The 16971-nt window shown below is 39.0% G+C and carries 17 protein-coding genes; 3 read left to right on the top strand and 14 right to left on the bottom strand.

Annotated features, from left to right (window positions below; all coding sequences use genetic code 11):
* Positions 1–175: 175 nt before the first annotated feature.
* The 6 genes from L1283_RS18910 to L1283_RS18885 all read right to left on the bottom strand — a co-directional run bounded on the left by L1283_RS18910 (position 176) and on the right by L1283_RS18885 (position 4932).
* Positions 176–1063, bottom strand: coding sequence for an energy transducer TonB (locus tag L1283_RS18910; RefSeq protein WP_088163319.1), 888 nt, complete (start codon positions 1061–1063; stop codon positions 176–178).
* Positions 1064–1094: 31 nt separating this feature from the next.
* The gene (locus L1283_RS18905) at positions 1095–1652 is read right to left on the bottom strand and encodes an ExbD/TolR family protein (protein ID WP_075990314.1); all 558 of its coding nucleotides are present in this window, start codon (positions 1650–1652) and stop codon (positions 1095–1097) included.
* Between the two features lie 24 nt (positions 1653–1676).
* Entirely contained in the window at positions 1677–2339 is a 663-nt protein-coding gene (locus L1283_RS18900) for an ExbD/TolR family protein (protein ID WP_112375110.1), read from the bottom strand.
* Positions 2340–2440: 101 nt separating this feature from the next.
* Complete coding sequence (locus tag L1283_RS18895; protein WP_075990316.1) at positions 2441–3265, bottom strand: MotA/TolQ/ExbB proton channel family protein; 825 nt, start codon at positions 3263–3265, stop codon at positions 2441–2443.
* Between the two features lie 433 nt (positions 3266–3698).
* Complete coding sequence (locus L1283_RS18890) at positions 3699–4049, bottom strand: translation initiation factor (RefSeq protein WP_075990317.1); 351 nt, start codon at positions 4047–4049, stop codon at positions 3699–3701.
* Between the two features lie 4 nt (positions 4050–4053).
* Complete coding sequence (locus L1283_RS18885) at positions 4054–4932, bottom strand: diacylglycerol/lipid kinase family protein (RefSeq protein WP_286734148.1); 879 nt, start codon at positions 4930–4932, stop codon at positions 4054–4056.
* Positions 4933–5236: 304 nt separating this feature from the next.
* Here L1283_RS18885 and metK point away from each other — a divergent pair, with 304 nt between their 5' ends.
* Entirely contained in the window at positions 5237–6490 is a 1254-nt protein-coding gene (metK, locus tag L1283_RS18880) for a methionine adenosyltransferase (protein ID WP_201667001.1), read from the top strand.
* A gap of 172 nt (positions 6491–6662) precedes the next feature.
* Positions 6663–7067, top strand: coding sequence for a Dabb family protein (locus tag L1283_RS18875; protein WP_198386003.1), 405 nt, complete (start codon positions 6663–6665; stop codon positions 7065–7067).
* Here L1283_RS18875 and L1283_RS18870 read toward each other — a convergent pair.
* Genes L1283_RS18870 through L1283_RS18845 form a run of 6 tightly spaced genes read right to left on the bottom strand, consistent with a single transcriptional unit; the run spans position 7060 to position 13299 of the window.
* Positions 7060–8388: a DUF58 domain-containing protein gene (locus L1283_RS18870; RefSeq protein WP_286849155.1), complete on the bottom strand. Its 1329-nt coding sequence runs from the start codon at positions 8386–8388 to the stop codon at positions 7060–7062. The genes L1283_RS18875 and L1283_RS18870 overlap by 8 nt on opposite strands.
* Positions 8388–9377, bottom strand: coding sequence for an AAA family ATPase (locus tag L1283_RS18865; protein WP_286849153.1), 990 nt, complete (start codon positions 9375–9377; stop codon positions 8388–8390). Before L1283_RS18865 ends, L1283_RS18870 begins: the two co-directional genes overlap by 1 nt.
* Positions 9374–10567 (bottom strand): DUF4350 domain-containing protein, encoded by a 1194-nt coding sequence (locus tag L1283_RS18860; RefSeq protein ID WP_286849152.1) that lies wholly within the window; start codon positions 10565–10567, stop codon positions 9374–9376. Before L1283_RS18860 ends, L1283_RS18865 begins: the two co-directional genes overlap by 4 nt.
* Positions 10564–11442, bottom strand: coding sequence for a DUF4129 domain-containing protein (locus tag L1283_RS18855; RefSeq protein WP_286849150.1), 879 nt, complete (start codon positions 11440–11442; stop codon positions 10564–10566). The genes L1283_RS18860 and L1283_RS18855 overlap by 4 nt, the downstream gene beginning before the upstream one ends.
* On the bottom strand, positions 11435–12346 hold the full coding sequence (locus tag L1283_RS18850; protein ID WP_286849147.1) for an ABC transporter permease: 912 nt from the start codon (positions 12344–12346) through the stop codon (positions 11435–11437). Before L1283_RS18850 ends, L1283_RS18855 begins: the two co-directional genes overlap by 8 nt.
* Positions 12337–13299, bottom strand: coding sequence for a stage II sporulation protein M (locus L1283_RS18845; protein ID WP_286849145.1), 963 nt, complete (start codon positions 13297–13299; stop codon positions 12337–12339). Before L1283_RS18845 ends, L1283_RS18850 begins: the two co-directional genes overlap by 10 nt.
* Before the next feature lie 114 nt (positions 13300–13413).
* Between L1283_RS18845 and L1283_RS18840 the strand changes: the two genes are divergently transcribed.
* Complete coding sequence (locus L1283_RS18840) at positions 13414–14145, top strand: RDD family protein (RefSeq protein WP_088163328.1); 732 nt, start codon at positions 13414–13416, stop codon at positions 14143–14145.
* A gap of 274 nt (positions 14146–14419) precedes the next feature.
* On the opposite strand, the gene fabD is transcribed toward L1283_RS18840, so the two are convergent.
* Positions 14420–15310, bottom strand: a complete 891-nt coding sequence (fabD, locus tag L1283_RS18835; RefSeq protein ID WP_120335223.1) for an ACP S-malonyltransferase — start codon at positions 15308–15310, stop codon at positions 14420–14422.
* 220 nt (positions 15311–15530) lie between these two features.
* Positions 15531–16760: a M16 family metallopeptidase gene (locus tag L1283_RS18830; protein ID WP_286849142.1), complete on the bottom strand. Its 1230-nt coding sequence runs from the start codon at positions 16758–16760 to the stop codon at positions 15531–15533.
* Positions 16761–16971: the final 211 nt, after the last annotated feature.

Here is a 16971-nt window from a genome sequence, read left to right as displayed (position 1 = left end):
AAAGATTGTTTTGTAGGTTGGATTAATCTCAATGGGAAAATTGTCCCAGAATATAATCAAAAGGCCCAAAACAAAATAAAAGCCAAACATAAATAGTCCCAAAATAGACAGAAACCGCTTCAGAGGCGATTTCTGTCTATAATTTGAACTATTATTCGAATTAAAATTTGTCATTCTAATTTTGAAGGTTCAATCGAATTGGTAAAGTGTACGCTACACGAACTGGACGACCATTTTGAATACCAGGTTTCCATTTCTTCGCTTTCTTAAGCAACCTTACGGCTGCATCACCAGTACCATATTTCAAATCGCGTTTGATATTGATGTCTGTTAAGCTACCATCTTTTTCTACAACGAAAGATACCTCAACGACACCATTTACACCATTTTCAGTTGCCGCAGCTGGATACTCGTAGTTTGAACCTACCCAAGACATAAATGCTTGCATACCGCCTACAGGCATTGGCTGAACCTCGATGGCATTAAATGGAAGAATTTCATCTCCATTACCATTTGGATCGCCTTTTGCAGCACCAGTTATTGCGCCATCTTGTTTTTTCGAACCAAATTCACCACGTGCAACAGAAGTACCAGTCGGGCTACCTTTCAAAGTAATACGCGCTGGCGTTTTATTTGGATCTTTCAACTCTTCCTGAGAAGCAACTTCTTCCACAACTTTGTTTGCAGGAGCTACTTTAGGTTCAGGGAAACGAACCAAATCTTCTTTCGGTACATCCATAGCCACTTGTTGAGGTTTTTCTTCCGGTTCTTGTGGAAGCGGCTCCTCTTCTTCAGGCTCTGGTGGTTTGATTTCTTCAAGGTCTTCCAAAGTAACTTCAGTTACTGCAGGAGGAGCCTCAACGGCTTTCTTCGGGAACAGCTTACTTCCATAAACACTAAGGAAACTGGCTATGACTACAATGCCGATAACGACAAGAAGTCCCCTGTTAGTCGCTTTAGGCGCTAGCTTACGAAGCTCATAAGCTCCGTACTCCTTATTGCGGCCTTGAAAAACGACGTCAAGCCATTCTTTCTTAAAAATATCTAATTTTGACCCTATCATCTTATTTTAGTTTTTTGTGTCAATCTAATAACTAATCATTATAGATATTGTCACGTTTTAACACGTCCACTTCCTCTGGAGTAATCTTTCCGATCATATAGCGTTTTACGTCTACAATTTTCATCTCGTCAAGAATGTCAACAAGATTACGTTGTGTACATTTATCACTCGGTCTTATGATTACGATCATGTCTTTACCGCCTGAAACGCGAGGTACATATGCCTTTTTCTCCATCAAAACCTTACGAATCCCATCTGCACCGTAACCAGCAACAGTAGGACCTTCGATCGGACGAGCAACTTGACCATATACCCAAGAGACTTTATTGTCAGAACCCAATAAAATTGTCAGGGAGCGATTATCTGCTGTAAGCAATTCATCGCTTTGTTGCTCCTTAATTTTATTTTTGTCTGGCATAGCCACATCCATCGCTTGCGGTTTATTTAAGGATGTGGTCAACATGAAGAAGGTAATCAACAAGAACGCCAAATCCACCATCGCTGTAAGGTCGACCTTACCGCCATTCTTCTTGGATCTTACTTTCCCGCCTTTGCCTTTTTTACCACTATCCTGATTTAATTCTGCCATTGTTTGTTCTTATTAAATCGTCAATTATTTCTCCTCAGCACGCATGCCTGTTATGAAACTAAATTTGTTTTGCTTTTGATTGCGCAACGTTTCAATAACTAAATTAACCGAAGGATATTTTTCATTCGCATCTGCTTTGATAGCCATCTTTAAAGGTCCTGGATGCACGAAGTTTTTATCAGATGCTTCCTTTTCTTTATTTACTTCCTCAGCTGCAAGACGGGCATTTTGAACCCAGTAATACAACTCATTTGAAGTATTCTCTGTACTATCAACCGGGATACCAGTTTGCACACCTTTTTCCGTACGCTTACTTCCATCCAGAGCTAATAATCCTTTCAATTTAGACATTGGTACACCAAAGTTTTCCATCAATTTGAAACGATCATAATCTTCTTGTGAAAAGCCAACGCCATATTTTGCTGACATTCTTTCTAGTGCTTTTACGCGAACCTGTTGATCAGTCGTACCGAAGAAAACTTTACCTTGATCGCCTATTGTGATCATACCTACATTTGAATCAGGTAACTTATCTTTTGTAGTCGATGCTGGGGTATCCACCGTCAATGCTTCCGGTTGGCGCGCAGTCGCCGTTAAGACGAAGAACGTAAGCAGTAAGAACGATACGTCACACATCGCTGTCATGTCGATCGACGTACTGGCTCTTTTTACTTTTGCTTTACCCATTTTAAATTCTTCTTTTTAAATTAAAAACTCAATCTTCTATCCTATGATGCTTTTGATTTTTGATTTCCATAAAATAAAATCAAAAACTTTCATCATAGTTCTTATTTGTGGTTTGCAGCGTATGTTTGTACGATTGAGAAACCAGCTTCGTCGATAGAGTAAGTTAATTTATCGATTTTTGCAGTAAAGATGTTATACAATACGATAGCGAATGTTGAAGTCGCGATACCAGTTGCTGTATTGATCAAGGCCTCAGAGATACCGTTTGCCAATTTAGCTGAATCTGGAGCACCACCTGTTGCTAATGCCGAGAACGCTTTGATCATACCTGTTACTGTACCTAATAGACCACATAATGTACCGATAGAAACTAATGTAGCGATAACGTTTAAGTTTTTCTCTAACATTGGCATTTCTAATGCTGTAGTTTCTTCGATTTCTTTTTGAATTGCAATAGCAGCTTTTTCAGTGTTTACTTCAGGATCTGCAGATACTGATTTGTATTTCAATAAACCAGCTTTTACAACATTTGCTACTGAACCTTTTTGTTTGTCACACTCAGCGATAGCTGAATCGATGTTTCCACCATTAATCAATGTTTGAATTTTACGAACGAAGTTTCCTACGTTACCATTACCAGAAGCTTTGTTAATAACGATAAAACGTTCTACTGAGAAAACCCATACCATCAAGAATAAACCAAGCAAAACAGGTACGATAGCCCCAGCATGGTAAACCATTCCTAAGTAGTTACCTGGATTTGGAGCATTTTCAGGATTGTTGTCAACGAAGTTAGTTGGATTGCCCATCACAAATTTCCATACACAGAAACCCACGATGAAACAGATGATGATTGCAGCTTGAGCAAAGAAAGATCCTCCGTTGTTGCTCTCTTGTTTTGCAGCAGTTTTAGGTGCGTTTGCCATTTTTCTAATTTTTAGTTTTTTACTGTTGTTTAAATATATAATGTTGTTTAAATTATATGCACTCTTATTCGCTTTTGAGACCAATTTTGCAAAGCAAATTTAATATTTAATGTCAAATTTAAAATATTCATCTCAAATATATAAAAAAAATCAAATTTGTTTTTTCAAACTGAACACACCATTAATCAGTGTTATTTTTCTCAGCAGTTCCCGTTATATAATCATTATTACTCTATGCTAAATCGCTTATTCGCAATAATTATTTTACAATGAAAGCCATTTTTTTTTTGATATGCAAAAAAATCAAGGATTTTAAACGACAAAAAGTAAGTGATTACTCATGTTTCTGAACAACTAGACATCCTACACTCAAAGCATACTTGCCTAATAGACAATTCATTAGATTTACCACGATTATCCCTGATATACTTGTTTAACCACCAACTAATTTTACGCGATACCCCTCTTTAAGTAACAAATCATAGATCTTTTGTTTAAACTCTCCCTGAATGATGACCTCCCCATCCTTCACTGTTCCACCCACTCCGCACTTCGTTTTCAACAATTTACCTAAATTCTCCAAGTCTTCCGCTTTTCCAACAAACCCCGTAACCAACGTAACAACTTTCCCCTTCCGCATTTTCCGGTCAAGCTGCACTTTTAAGTTTTGCTGATTTACAGGTAACGTATCTGCTTCCTGAAAAAAATCAGCCAGCTGATAGCTGAAGCTGTCATCTGTTGAATATACAACGCCCTCATAGGACTGTTTCTTATTTTTACTCATGATCTTAACAAATTATCTTTAATGCTTTTGGCATAATAGAAATATCCAATTTATCGCCAAGTTCGATCGGCTCCCCATCCACATGAACCGGTGACACCTTATCAATCTCGATCTGTATGTTCTTTCCAGGAATGATCTCGACATAACTGGATTGATCTGCCGATTTATTAAAAAGATGGAAAATCATCTTTGGCAAAATGTAAAGCGGAAATTTGTGCACGATACAGACATCTAAAATGCCATCGTTAACCGAAGCCTGTGGTGCGATATAGGCATTATTTCCATATTGGGGAGAGTTCGCTACGCTGATCATAAACGCTTGCCTTTCGTATACCTTTCCATCAATCGTCAATTTGTAATGTGCAGGCTGATACTTGCTGAGCACATTAAAAACGGACTTCATATAGCCCAAAGGTCCGCGAATATTTTCATTCGCAAAATTTTCACTTACAGAGGCATCAAAACCTAAACCCGCGATATTAAAAAATCGTCTATCATTAATTACACCACAATCCACCTCTATCGATTCAAAACGATTAATCCGACGGATAGCAGCAGCTTCATTCATTGGAACCCCCAAGTAAAGCGCCAGGCCGTTACCAGAACCTTCAGGAATAATCCCCAATGGAATTCCAGATCCTACCAAAGCGGAGCCCAGTTCATTGATCGTCCCATCACCACCGACCGCGATAACTGCATCATAGCCTTCTTTGATCGCTTTCAGCCCAATTTCGTAAGCATGGTTCGGTCTCGCGGTCTGCTGAAAAGTAGGATCAAACTTCTGCAGATCAAGCACATCCAGCACTTGTTTTTTAAAGGAAGTTTTATTTTTCCCCCCTGAAATAGGATTAATAACAAACAGTATTTGTTTACGTTCTGACATATCCAAAGATAGCGGAAATTACCAATTTCTTAAAATAATGTAATCTTTATACTAATTAGCGCACTTCCCTATGCTTTTAAAAGTTAAAATATAAATTTGATTTTAAATAATCCTCAAAGTATTGTAGCTTTGTCGCACAAAAAATAGAATGTGGACTGATTTGCGTGCTGTTGCGTTACAAGGCAACGACAAGGAGATTGCAACCACAGTAAAAAAGTGCTAAAAACCCTTCGCTATCACGGCTCTTATCACTTTGCTGTTATTTCATTCTAGCGCAAATCCAATATTAAAAATTACGTAAAGCATGGCTTATTTATTTACGTCAGAATCTGTTTCTGAAGGGCATCCAGACAAAATTGCGGATCAAATTTCAGATGCATTAATAGACAATTTTTTAGCATGGGACGAGGATTCTCGCGTCGCTATTGAAACACTAGTAACCACAGGACAGGTTGTCCTTGCCGGGGAAGTTAAATCAAACATATACCTCGATGTTCAGAAAATAGCCCGTTCGGTGATCCAAAAGATTGGCTACACCAAGTCTGAATACATGTTCGAGGCAAATTCCTGTGGCGTTCTTTCGGCGATTCACGAGCAGTCTGCTGATATCAACCAGGGCGTAGACCGCAAGACAAGGCAAGAACAAGGTGCGGGCGACCAAGGTATCATGTTCGGTTATGCAAACAACGAAACTGAAAATTTTATGCCTCTGGCATTGGACCTATCGCATCGCTTACTTTATGAATTGGCCGAGCTACGTCGCGAAAATAACGAAATCAAGTATTTGCGCCCGGACGCAAAATCTCAGGTTACCCTTGAGTATAGCGACGATCACAAACCAAAAAGAATCGAAGCAATCGTAATCTCCACACAACATGACGACTTCGATACGGAACAAGTTATGTTGGATAAAATTACACATGACATCAAAACGATCTTAATTCCTCGTGTTAAAGCACAATTGAAACCAGAACTTCAGTTGTTATTTAACGATGAAATTAAGTTTCATATCAATCCAACTGGAAAATTTGTTATCGGTGGACCTCACGGAGATACAGGACTTACCGGTCGCAAGATCATTGTCGATACCTACGGCGGCCGAGGTGCACATGGTGGAGGGGCTTTCTCAGGAAAAGATCCATCTAAAGTAGACCGTTCTGCTGCATACGCAACGCGCCATATTGCTAAAAACTTAGTGGCAGCAGGTGTTGCAGATGAAATTCTCGTACAGATTTCCTATGCAATTGGTGTAAAAGATCCTATGGGAATCTATGTAAATACCTATGGAACGAGCAAAGTAAATTTGACCGATGGTCAGATTGCTGAAAAAATTGCTCATTTGTTTGATATGACTCCCTACGGAATTGAAACGCGTTTGGGTCTGAGAAATCCAATTTATTCAGAAACGGCTGCCTATGGACACATGGGAAGAACACCAAGAAAAGTAACCAAGGAATTCGAAAGCTCAACTGGCGAGAAAAAGCAAATTGAGGTTGAACTTTTTACTTGGGAAAAACTGGATTATATCGATAAAGTGAAAGAAGAGTTTGGTTTGTAAGAGCCTACCCTCCATAAAAAGATAAAAGGAAGACATGATGTCTTCCTTTTTTTGTTTGTTAAAAACGCCTATTTTTCATTAAACACAAAAAACCTTTTCTCACGATGAGCGTCATTGGTATTGGTGAATTCACGAAGGTTTTGTATCTTAAAGCTTCTAAACCGTTTCAATCATGAAAAGACGCAACTTTCTTCTAGCACCCATGGTGCTCGTAACTGCTCCCACATGGGCAAATACAGTTCAATCGGATGAGGCTATCGAGTCCAGCACCATTGTACACGTTGTCAATTTTTGGCTAAAAAAAGATCTCAGTGAAAAAGAAAAAAAGAATTTTGTTGGATTTTTTGAGGACCTTCGAAAAATCGACGTCATCAAAACGCTCAATTATGGAGTTCCGGCGCAGACAAACCCGAGACCTGTCGTAGACAACAGCTTTGACTATACGTTGATTGTCACTTTCAAAAACCTTAAAGATATTACAACGTACGAGACACATCCGATTCATTTAAAAGCGATCGAAAAATATCAGCATTTGTGGACAAAAGTAATGGTCAAAGATACCTCCATCATTAAATAAGGCCACGTGCCTTAATTTCCAAATATTTGTTGATGGAGTTAATGGTCAGGTTTTCCGGTGCTGTATAGATTGTCTGAAACCCATTGCGAATCAGTTCCTGTACGATAAGTTGTTTCTCATAGATAAACTTTTCAGCAATGACCTGGTTGTAAATATCTATTGTCTTTTTCGGCGTACTCTTCGCTAAATCCTCTATTTCTACGTTTTTAAAAACAACAACGACAATAATGTGGCTTCTATTTAACATCGACAGATAATTTAGCTGACGTCTTAAGGAATCTAAGGTCTCAAAATTTGTATAGACAAAAATCAGCGAACGTTTATTAATATGTGCATTGGCATAACTATATAATCTTCCAAATTCCGACTCCTCAAATTTGGTCGACACCTGGTATAGTGCCTCCGAAATCTTGTGCATTTGATTATTCCTCTTCTCAGCCGCTATAAATGCATTGATATCCTTTGAAAAGGTTAATAATCCGGCACGGTCCTGCTTTAAGATGGTCGCATTGGAAAGAACGAGTGCTGCATTGATCGAGTAGTCCAATAAGGTAAGACCGTTGAATGGCATACGCATTGCCCGACCTAAATCAATAAAAGAATAAATTGGCTGAGACTTCTCCTCTTCGTACTGATTGACCATCAGCTTCTTTACTTTTGCAGATGCCTTCCAGTTCATGTGTCTATAGTCATCCCCCTGCACATACTCTCTAACATGGTCAAATTCCATAGCCGAACCAATCCGTCGAATACGCTTTATCCCCAGTTCATTCAACCGATTACTTGTTGCCAAAAGCTGGTATTTTCGGAGTTGAATATAGGATGGATAACAGGGTATTTCCTGTTCTTGATTGGTAACAAACCTTCTTTTGAAAAATCCAAAACGCTTAACCAAAGCCATACAACGACCAAACTGATAAACTCCCCTTTGTGTGGGCCGCAAGGAAAACGAAATTTCCGAACGCTGAAAGGCCAGCAAACTTGTCGCAAAATCTTTATCCCGAATTTGAAGCTGTACCGGAAACTCCTCCAAAATATCCACTTTTGTCCCAAACGGGTAAAAAGAATTCACAATCAGACGCATCGGGTTTTCATCGCCATTGGATAATTTTTCAGGATATATCCTTGTGATCTCAATTCGCCCCTTTCCTGAAAACAAGACAATAAAATCAAAAGCCAAAACAGCCAACCATATCCAAAAAACAATCCAAGCCACAATCAACAATCCTTTAACGAAAAAAGAAAATGTAAAGAGTGTTGCTACACCTAATAGGGTGTAGAAGAATTGATTTGTTAGAAAAAGCTGCCTTAATTTCTTCATTATCTTGGAATTTCTACAGAATTAATGATTTGGTCGATGACATAAGCGGTGGTAAATCCTTCCATTTCCCTTTCTGGAGTTAACATAACACGGTGGCCCAGTACGGCAGATGCCACCCTCCGAATATCCTCAGGAGTAACAAAGTCTCGGCCTGTCAAGGCAGCTGAAGCCTTTGCTGATTCCAACAAAGCAATAGAAGCCCGCGGTGATGCCCCAAGGGTCAAACTTGGATTCGTGCGTGTCTTTATAATAACTTGAGCAATGTAAGTTAACAACTCTTCGTGAACAAAGATAGATTTGATCAATTTCTGGAATTCTAAAATTTCTGCGGCCGAAACTACAGCCTGAACCTGATCCTCTTTATTCTCTGCTTTTTGGGCATGGTGCTCCTTTAATATTTCCAGTTCCTGTTCAAGTTCAGGATAATTCACATTGATCTTAAACAAGAAACGATCGAGCTGAGCTTCCGGCAATCGATAAGTACCTTCGTGTTCGATGGGGTTTTGTGTCGCAAAAACAATAAACGGTCCTGGCAATCGATAGGTCGTTCCATCGACCGACACTTGTTGCTCCGCCATACTTTCAAAAAGTGCGGCTTGTGTCTTTGCCGGAGCACGATTGATTTCATCGATTAAAACAATATTTGCAAAAATAGGTCCCCGACGAAATTCAAATTCATTACTTTTCAAATCGAGTATCGACGATCCCGTTACATCCGAAGGCATTAAATCCGGTGTAAATTGAATCCGCTTGAATTCACTGTGAATAGTTTTGGCAATCAATTTTGCGGATAATGTTTTTGCCACCCCAGGCAAGCCCTCGATCAAAGAATGCCCTGAAGCCAAGATCGAGATTAAGAGCATGTCAATCAATTGATCTTGCCCAACGATTACTTTTTTCACCTCCGACTTTACCTGCGCCATTTTATCGAATAAAACGGACACATCTATTCGATTTTCAAAAGATATATATTTATCGAAGTCACTCATATCATTTTTGCTTTATGTTTAAATTCTTCTATTGTATCATTAATCAATTTGAGATCAGCCACATCATGTTGTTTAGCATCTTGCATACGAACAATCAGCCTGATTAAAGACTGTGTCTCTGCGAGCGAAACCCCAGACCGCTCGGCCAGTTCCTCACTGAACTCTTCTTCCCGCAACATCAGCGTGTCCAAATGAAAGCGCATCCGAAGATCGTGCAGGAAGTAATCTATTTTTTTTGCGACCATATTACCTGGTGCACCATTTTCATAATATAAAGTAGCGATGGTTCCACAGAACTCCTTCGAGAGATTTGGTTCCGGACTCACTACCGCCACAGCCCGCTGCTCACGTCTACTTCTAAACACAAGCAAAAGGACTAGCCCCGCTAACAAAACATACCAGGCTTGCCGAAGACCATCATTCATAAGCAATACACGCAAAGGTGTCCGATATTGCTCCATATTCGCTTTAAAATCATACCAAGCGATCGGCTTATCATTTAGATAAGATAACGACTTCGCAACATAGGCATATTGCGAGGCGGAATTCAGCAAGTAATAGTTCCCAAATAAATCAGGGGTCAGGTGAAGATAGAACGTTCCTTTACCAAATTGAACCGCGATGAAGTTCGGTAGCGCAAATTCCTTATAGGTGATCGAGCCCAAAATAGTCGCATTTTTAGGAAGTTTTTTAAATACTTCGCCAAGATCTGATTTACTGTAATGAATTTTATTGTTATCGTTCATCAACCGAACGCGCAACTGACTTTTTATATCTACACCTTTTTTAAAACCATAGAAATTATCTGCTTTCAAACCCAGGGAATCCAACAGATAATTATCAATATCCTCAGCTACAATCATTGCTTTCCCACCCCGGTTTACATAATCAAGTAACTTATCTTCCGCGGCTTCACCCATCGAAAAATAGGAGGTATAAAAAAATAAGTTAGCGTCTGTTTTCTTTGTGCTATCCAGATACTCATACAATGGTCGCTCAATCGTTGTATTCTTTTGATCAATGATATGCTTCAGTTCTTGACGCAATACATAAGCTCCAAAGGGATTTTTATCCTTTGCATCAAAAGTCCGATCCCAGATAATAGGTTTCTTACTTGTTGCATCGATAAGAGCTATTAGCACTAACACAACAGTCAATAATATCAATCCAAATTTTACCGATCCCTTCATTTAATCTGTTTTTGATATTGGTGAAACAATTGCTGATATTGACTAAAATTGTCTTCTGCCAATTCAAATTGACCAAACCAGACATAATCAAATATTCTTGTACATTCAGCAAATCCACGACGGAGCTCCTCGTTTTGAATCTCTTCTGCAAATTCAGCATTTGTTTTGCTCAGCTTCCATTTTATATGATCTGATTGCGCTAGTTTCTGAATATTCAATAGCTGTAAGTATCGGATTCCCAACGCATAATTCCTTTGCGCAATAGCCTCCTGAATGTAAGGTTCTAGATTGCTATTCATCAGGTTTCGCTCTACATACGCTAAAACGTCAAGTTCACTCTCTTCTTCACTATGTTTAATAAAATATTGTTTTCTGTTGTAGAGCACTTTATAAAGGATAAACGCTAACGCAATAACAGCTAAAAAAGCAAATACATAACCAAACTCTTCCCGAAATTTATAGGGATTATCTGGCATGATACTTCCAATCCAGTCCGCGAGCCGCGCAAGGATGCGCTGTAATACGCCTACGCGATCCTTAATATTTTCTGAATAAACAAAATCATCAGTCTCGTAACGTTTGATGATATCCTGATAAGGATCCATTTTAAACGAACGTTCTTCGGTATATTTTGGGATTGAATCAAATAATGTTGGATCCCACAGGTCAATTTCATCGTTTTCCTGTTGGCCATTAGGAGCTTTTACGGCTATTGAGTCAATAGCGACAGAATCTGTTCCCACCAAGGTCGAATCTATTCTCACATTGAGCGAATCGATTCTATCACTATTGGAATCCGTATCCCTTGGTTTTGGATCACAAGCATAAAAAATGGATAATAAGGCGATACCAAAAAAAACGAAGAGTCTATTCATCTTTTCCTCCTATCTTTTCGATCATGCCATAAATACGTTCTCCAAATTTGAGGTCCTTGGCCGTTTCATAAATAATACCATTGGCCAAAACACCGGACATATACAGAAAAAGGGTAAATAACGTGATAAATAAGCCTCCCAATGTCATCAGCAGTTTTCCCCAGGATGAATCAAAAAAGGCGGCATCTATACCTAAGAAGTTGAATGATAAAAGCCCCATGATAATCAAAGGAACTATGGAAATCATCATGACCGCCATTTGAAAAATAAAATTCACGATATAGGTCGCGATACCATATTGAATCAATTTTTTGCTCAGCATCACATAGGCATCTGTAAAACAGCTCCCTAGATCCGAATAACCTTCCCGATAAAATAAAAATGAGCAAAATAACCAAATGCCGACCATCGACCCCAAAATACCGATCGCAAAACTCCCGACGAAAGGGATAAAAGCACAAATTGCAGCGACGATGGCCAGGGGAATAAAGACGACAATTAACGCCAATATCATGGCAATTAAAAACATAAAGTATTTCCCGAGGTTTGATCGGAAATTCTTCAGCACCTCTGCGCCCGAAAATGCTGTACTTTTGCGCTCTTTGAGCAGTAAAAAATATTCGATAGAAATACCATAAACGTAAAGCCCCAAAGCTACCAGCGCCAAAATGAGTAATCCAGCCCAAGTAAAAGCATCGATATCCTCAAAAGAATCACTGTTGGCAGAGAATGTGATTTTTGTAGACAGAAAATAATAAACCAAGGCAATCCCTGCTAGAGGTACCGCAGATAAACCAAAAATAGTAGAAACAAAGTGTCTATAGATCAATTTAAAAAGATCTATGAAACTTTGAACAAAGTCCCCTACCTTCCGTTCTTTTTGAAACTCAAAATCTATTTCCATTGAAATCGTTTTGCTAGTCGATAAGGATTAATAACATAAAAATAAAGGATAGCCAGTAAGGATAAAACGATAATCAATAAGCATAACCAAATTGACACATTATAATACCGTGTTACAAAACCTTCCAATGTACCAGCGATAATAAAAAAAGGAATTGTGCTGACGAGAACTTTCATCGCAATCTTTGCTGCGCGGACAAAAGATGTCAAACGTGTAAACGATTTGGGAAATAGAATGCTATTACCGATGGCCAACCCGCATCCTCCAGCCACAATAATTACCGAAATCTCAATAGTGCCATGAATCCAAATCGCCGACATGGCTTTCCCCATAACGCCGTACTGGAAAAACATATGATGAAATGCACCAAGCATAATACCATTGCTAAACAAAACATAACCTGTTCCTACACTGAAAAATAGTCCAGCAGCAAAGGCCATAAAGGCAACCCGCACATTATTAATCGTAATCCAAATTGCTGACCCAAAGTTACTCCCCTTTTCATATACCGCAGCAGGATCTCCTGCTTTTATGCTTTCTATCGTCGAATCAACATAGTAGTCACCTAAAATAAGCCGAATAAAATCCATATCGTATACAGACGACACAAAACCAATGACCGAAGCCAAAACAAAAATTAAAAAGGAGTATAACAAAGGTCTACGGATGGACCAAATTGCTTGTGGTATCTCTTCGGTGATAAAAGATTTAAACTTATTATTGGAAGCTTTCTGATCTTTATAGATTTTCTGATGGACGGTCACGGCCAGTTCATTCAGATAAGCCTTTACCTTACTTTCAGGATAAAAGGTTTGCGCATACGCCAGATCATTTGTGAGCTCAATGTAATTTGAGGCCAATTCATCTGGATCAACCTGCATATTAATTGATAAATTATTTTCAATTAACGTCCATTTTTCTTTATTTCGTTCTACAAAGGATGCTTCTCTCATTAATTTTTTTAACTGGCATAACCAAATATAGGAAATATCCATGATTGAAAAGCACAAATTAGAGCTAAAATGACCTAGATATGCTATATTACATTAAATTCAACTAATTTGCATATGAATAAGCTTGAGATAAATACGGCACAAAATGTAAAAATCGAATATAATCTTGCCAGTCTTGGCTCAAGAATGATCGCATTTGCAATAGATTATTTTATTATAGTCTGTTATTATTTCTTTTGCTTTTTTCTCTTGGACAGCATTAACATGAACACAGGAGATCCCTATCTCTTTTATGGGATTATGATGGCATTGACCTTACCTGCATTTTTTTATACTTTGATTACTGAAACAGCCTTCGGAGGCCAAACAGTAGGCAAGAAAATCATGAAAATAAAGGTCGTCAAACTTGACGGCTCACGTGCCAACTTCTATCAATACTTGTCCAGATGGAGCCTATCTATCGTAGATATCTGGATGACGATGGGTGGTGTCGCCATTACTTCGATCGTTTTATCCAAAAATGGACAACGCATTGGAGATATTGCGGGTGAAACTTCTGTTATCAGTCTCAAACCTACCTTAAAATTGAGCGACACAATCTATGAAGAGACATTCGACAATCACCCTATCCTATTTCCTCAAGTGATTAAATTGAGCGACAAGGATGCTAACTCAGTCAAAGAGATCTATCAAACAGCTTTTGATAGAAGAGACGTAGGAATTTTAACTGCTTTAGTACAACGCCTGGAAACGGTGATGGAGGTTAAACATCCGGAAAAAATGACCCCCAATGATTTTGTCCTGCAAGTTATGAAAGATCATTACAGTATGTTTAAGGATAAATAGTTTTTAAGCCCATCGTTGATTCTGCATTCTCTCGGTCAAAAGACGGATATTGATCGGAGCTCGTTCGGTGTTTCTTCGCTTCCAACCGAAGAAGTACCGAACGAGCTCCGAAGAAGCACCGAGTAATCTCCGAAAATGATCCCTATGTCTTATCCATTTTTACAGGTAATTCTTGATGTGATTTGGATTTTTCGTTCATAAAAAATGCCCTCAAAAAGTTGGACACTTTTTGAGGGCACTGCAAAATAATTCCTTTTTTATACTGAATATTTTGTTACGCGGTCACTGATGCTGCGGAAGTCTGAACTTGACGGTCTACCTTCTTAACCAGTCCCTGCAATACATTTCCTGGACCAACTTCTACAAAAGCTGTTGCACCATCGGCCAACATATTTTGTACTGTCTGTGTCCACCGTACAGCGCCAGTTAATTGCGCAATAAGGTTTTGCTTGATAACCGCTGGATCTGTCTGTGGTTTGGCATCGATATTTTGATAAATCGGACAGCTAGGCGACAAAATGTCTACAGCTTCTATAGCCGCTTGCAATTCCACTTTGGCAGATTCCATCAATGGTGAGTGAAATGCTCCACCCACGTTTAATTTTAATGCGCGCTTAGCACCAGCCTCGGTCAATAAAGCACAAGCTTTATCCACGCCTTCAATAGATCCCGAAATAACCAATTGTCCAGGACAGTTATAATTTGCAGCTACCACGACATCATCAACCTGAGCACAGATATCTTCCACTATAGCATCTTCCAGACCTAATATCGCAGCCATCGTCGAAGGTTGAAGCTCACATGCCTTTTGCATCGCATTGGCGCGTTGTGCAACCAATTTCAAACCATCTTCAAAGCTCAATGCACCGGCTGCTACCAAAGCCGAAAACTCACCTAATGAGTGACCTGCAACCATGTCCGGTTGAAAAGACTCTCCCAGCGCTTTCGCCAAAATAACCGAATGCAAGAAAATAGCAGGTTGGGTTACTTTCGTTTGTTTCAACTCCTCGTCTGTACCGGAAAACATGATATCCGTGATGCGGAACCCTAAAATATCGTTAGCCTGTTCGAACAAGGCTTTCGTTTCATCATTTAAATTATACAGGTCTTGCCCCATTCCAACAAATTGGGCCCCTTGACCAGGAAATACATATGCTGTTTTCATCCCTTATATTTTTTATTCATTTATTTGTCTGCTACCATAGGTATTGAATCTGCCTTCGGCAGTCAATGGTTGAGAAGAACGAATTCCCGTAAGCGCAAACTTAGATAAATTGCTTTTTATATGCAATATAAATTCATGTCAGCCAGCTATTATTCCCATCGTCGGCCGATCGATCTCATATTATTCATCTTCTCTGAAGAATCTATACAGGTCCTTAAATTCAGTCTTCGGGGACAAAACTTAGCGACAACATCTTCTTCGGGTCAAATACATCTTGCGCTATTTCCAGCAGCTCTGTATTCGTCAAATCCTGAATTTTTTCAATTACTTCGTCCAATAAAATGACACGATCATAGTCCATCACGTTTTTCGCGGCAGAGATAATCATACTCATACGATTCTCTTCGGTCAAAGCAATCTGCCCAATAAATTTCTGCTTCGCCTTTTTTACCGCAGTTTCAGATAGCGGTTGCTCACTCAGCTTCGCAAGTTCTTTAAAGACGAGTTTTTTAGCTTTTTCAACTTTTTCTTCATCGGTACCGAGGTAAATACTAAATAACCCTGTATCCGAAAAAATAGTATAATTAGATTCAATGGTATAGGCTATTCCATATTTCTCCCGTATGGAGAGATTCAGGATAGATCCCATTCCCATTCCACCAAGCATATTATTTAAAAGCAGCAGCCCCGTCTTACGGTCATCTCGATAATTATAAGCTAAAGAACCGAGCATATAATGCACCTGATTGATTGGCTTGCCTACGGCAACATGCTGTTCAACAAGTGGTCTGACGTCATTGCGGAGACGTGCTATCGTATTTGAAGGCACGGTCCCAAATACTTTGTGCAACAATCGCTCAACTTCTTTTAGCGTATAATTGCCCGTGATACCAATAACCATTTCATTTGTATCATAATTTGCCCGCATAAAATCGACAATATCACCCTTTTGCAGTGCAAGAAGCTGATCTTCCAGGCCCAAAATATTATGCCCTAAACCCGATCCCTGAAAAACCAGATCTTCAAAATCGTCCACAATAGACTCTTCCGGGCTATCCAGATAAGATGCCATTTCATCTACAATGACAGATTTTTCTTTATCCAATTCTATATCGGGGAAAGTGGAATGAAAGAAGATATCTTCAAAAAGATCTAACGCACGATTTAAATAAGGCTGAAGAATAGAGGCATGTACACAGGTATACTCTTTCGTCGTATAAGCATTTAAATCTCCGCCAACGGATTCCAAATGATTTATAATCTGTTGTGTAGAGCGTCTTTCAGTACGCTTAAATAAAAGGTGCTCAATAAAATGGGCTACACCATACTTTCCAGCAGACTCGTCCCGAGACCCCGCGTTGATGACCATGCAGACATGAGTAACCGGTAAATTTTGATATTGAAATACTACGCGTATTCCGTTTGAAAGTCTAATAATTTCGTATTCCATGCAGTACAAACTTGCTGTAGCTTCTTTTAGTTTATCTATTTTTTGTGCCCATTAACCTTGACAGTCTTCCCTAAAACAAAAAATACAAAATCTTACATTTTTTGCTACGTTACTCAATCTTCAAAATCGTATGGGCATATGAAGTCTTCACAAAACTAGGCATTTTTAAATGCAAAACGGTCATAGCGAAATCACTATGACCGTTTTTATA

The organism is Sphingobacterium sp. HSC-15S19 (genome assembly GCF_050433745.1).
GTDB lineage: Bacteria > Bacteroidota > Bacteroidia > Sphingobacteriales > Sphingobacteriaceae > Sphingobacterium > Sphingobacterium siyangense.
This window is presented reverse-complemented; position numbering and strand designations above follow the sequence as displayed.

What these genes read in the sequence shown, in the direction of transcription:
- L1283_RS18910 (WP_088163319.1), bottom strand. Translation starts at nt 1,063, where the DNA reads ATGATAGGGTCAAAATTAGATATTTTTAAGAAAGAATGGCTTGACGTC.
- L1283_RS18905 (WP_075990314.1), bottom strand. Translation starts at nt 1,652, where the DNA reads ATGGCAGAATTAAATCAGGATAGTGGTAAAAAAGGCAAAGGCGGGAAA.
- L1283_RS18900 (WP_112375110.1), bottom strand. Translation starts at nt 2,339, where the DNA reads ATGGGTAAAGCAAAAGTAAAAAGAGCCAGTACGTCGATCGACATGACA.
- L1283_RS18895 (WP_075990316.1), bottom strand. Translation starts at nt 3,265, where the DNA reads ATGGCAAACGCACCTAAAACTGCTGCAAAACAAGAGAGCAACAACGGA.
- L1283_RS18890 (WP_075990317.1), bottom strand. Translation starts at nt 4,049, where the DNA reads ATGAGTAAAAATAAGAAACAGTCCTATGAGGGCGTTGTATATTCAACA.
- L1283_RS18885 (WP_286734148.1), bottom strand. Translation starts at nt 4,932, where the DNA reads ATGTCAGAACGTAAACAAATACTGTTTGTTATTAATCCTATTTCAGGG.
- metK (WP_201667001.1), top strand. Translation starts at nt 5,237, where the DNA reads ATGGCTTATTTATTTACGTCAGAATCTGTTTCTGAAGGGCATCCAGAC.
- L1283_RS18875 (WP_198386003.1), top strand. Translation starts at nt 6,663, where the DNA reads ATGAAAAGACGCAACTTTCTTCTAGCACCCATGGTGCTCGTAACTGCT.
- L1283_RS18870 (WP_286849155.1), bottom strand. Translation starts at nt 8,388, where the DNA reads ATGAAGAAATTAAGGCAGCTTTTTCTAACAAATCAATTCTTCTACACC.
- L1283_RS18865 (WP_286849153.1), bottom strand. Translation starts at nt 9,377, where the DNA reads ATGAGTGACTTCGATAAATATATATCTTTTGAAAATCGAATAGATGTG.
- L1283_RS18860 (WP_286849152.1), bottom strand. Translation starts at nt 10,567, where the DNA reads ATGAAGGGATCGGTAAAATTTGGATTGATATTATTGACTGTTGTGTTA.
- L1283_RS18855 (WP_286849150.1), bottom strand. Translation starts at nt 11,442, where the DNA reads ATGAATAGACTCTTCGTTTTTTTTGGTATCGCCTTATTATCCATTTTT.
- L1283_RS18850 (WP_286849147.1), bottom strand. Translation starts at nt 12,346, where the DNA reads ATGGAAATAGATTTTGAGTTTCAAAAAGAACGGAAGGTAGGGGACTTT.
- L1283_RS18845 (WP_286849145.1), bottom strand. Translation starts at nt 13,299, where the DNA reads ATGAGAGAAGCATCCTTTGTAGAACGAAATAAAGAAAAATGGACGTTA.
- L1283_RS18840 (WP_088163328.1), top strand. Translation starts at nt 13,414, where the DNA reads ATGAATAAGCTTGAGATAAATACGGCACAAAATGTAAAAATCGAATAT.
- fabD (WP_120335223.1), bottom strand. Translation starts at nt 15,310, where the DNA reads ATGAAAACAGCATATGTATTTCCTGGTCAAGGGGCCCAATTTGTTGGA.
- L1283_RS18830 (WP_286849142.1), bottom strand. Translation starts at nt 16,760, where the DNA reads ATGGAATACGAAATTATTAGACTTTCAAACGGAATACGCGTAGTATTT.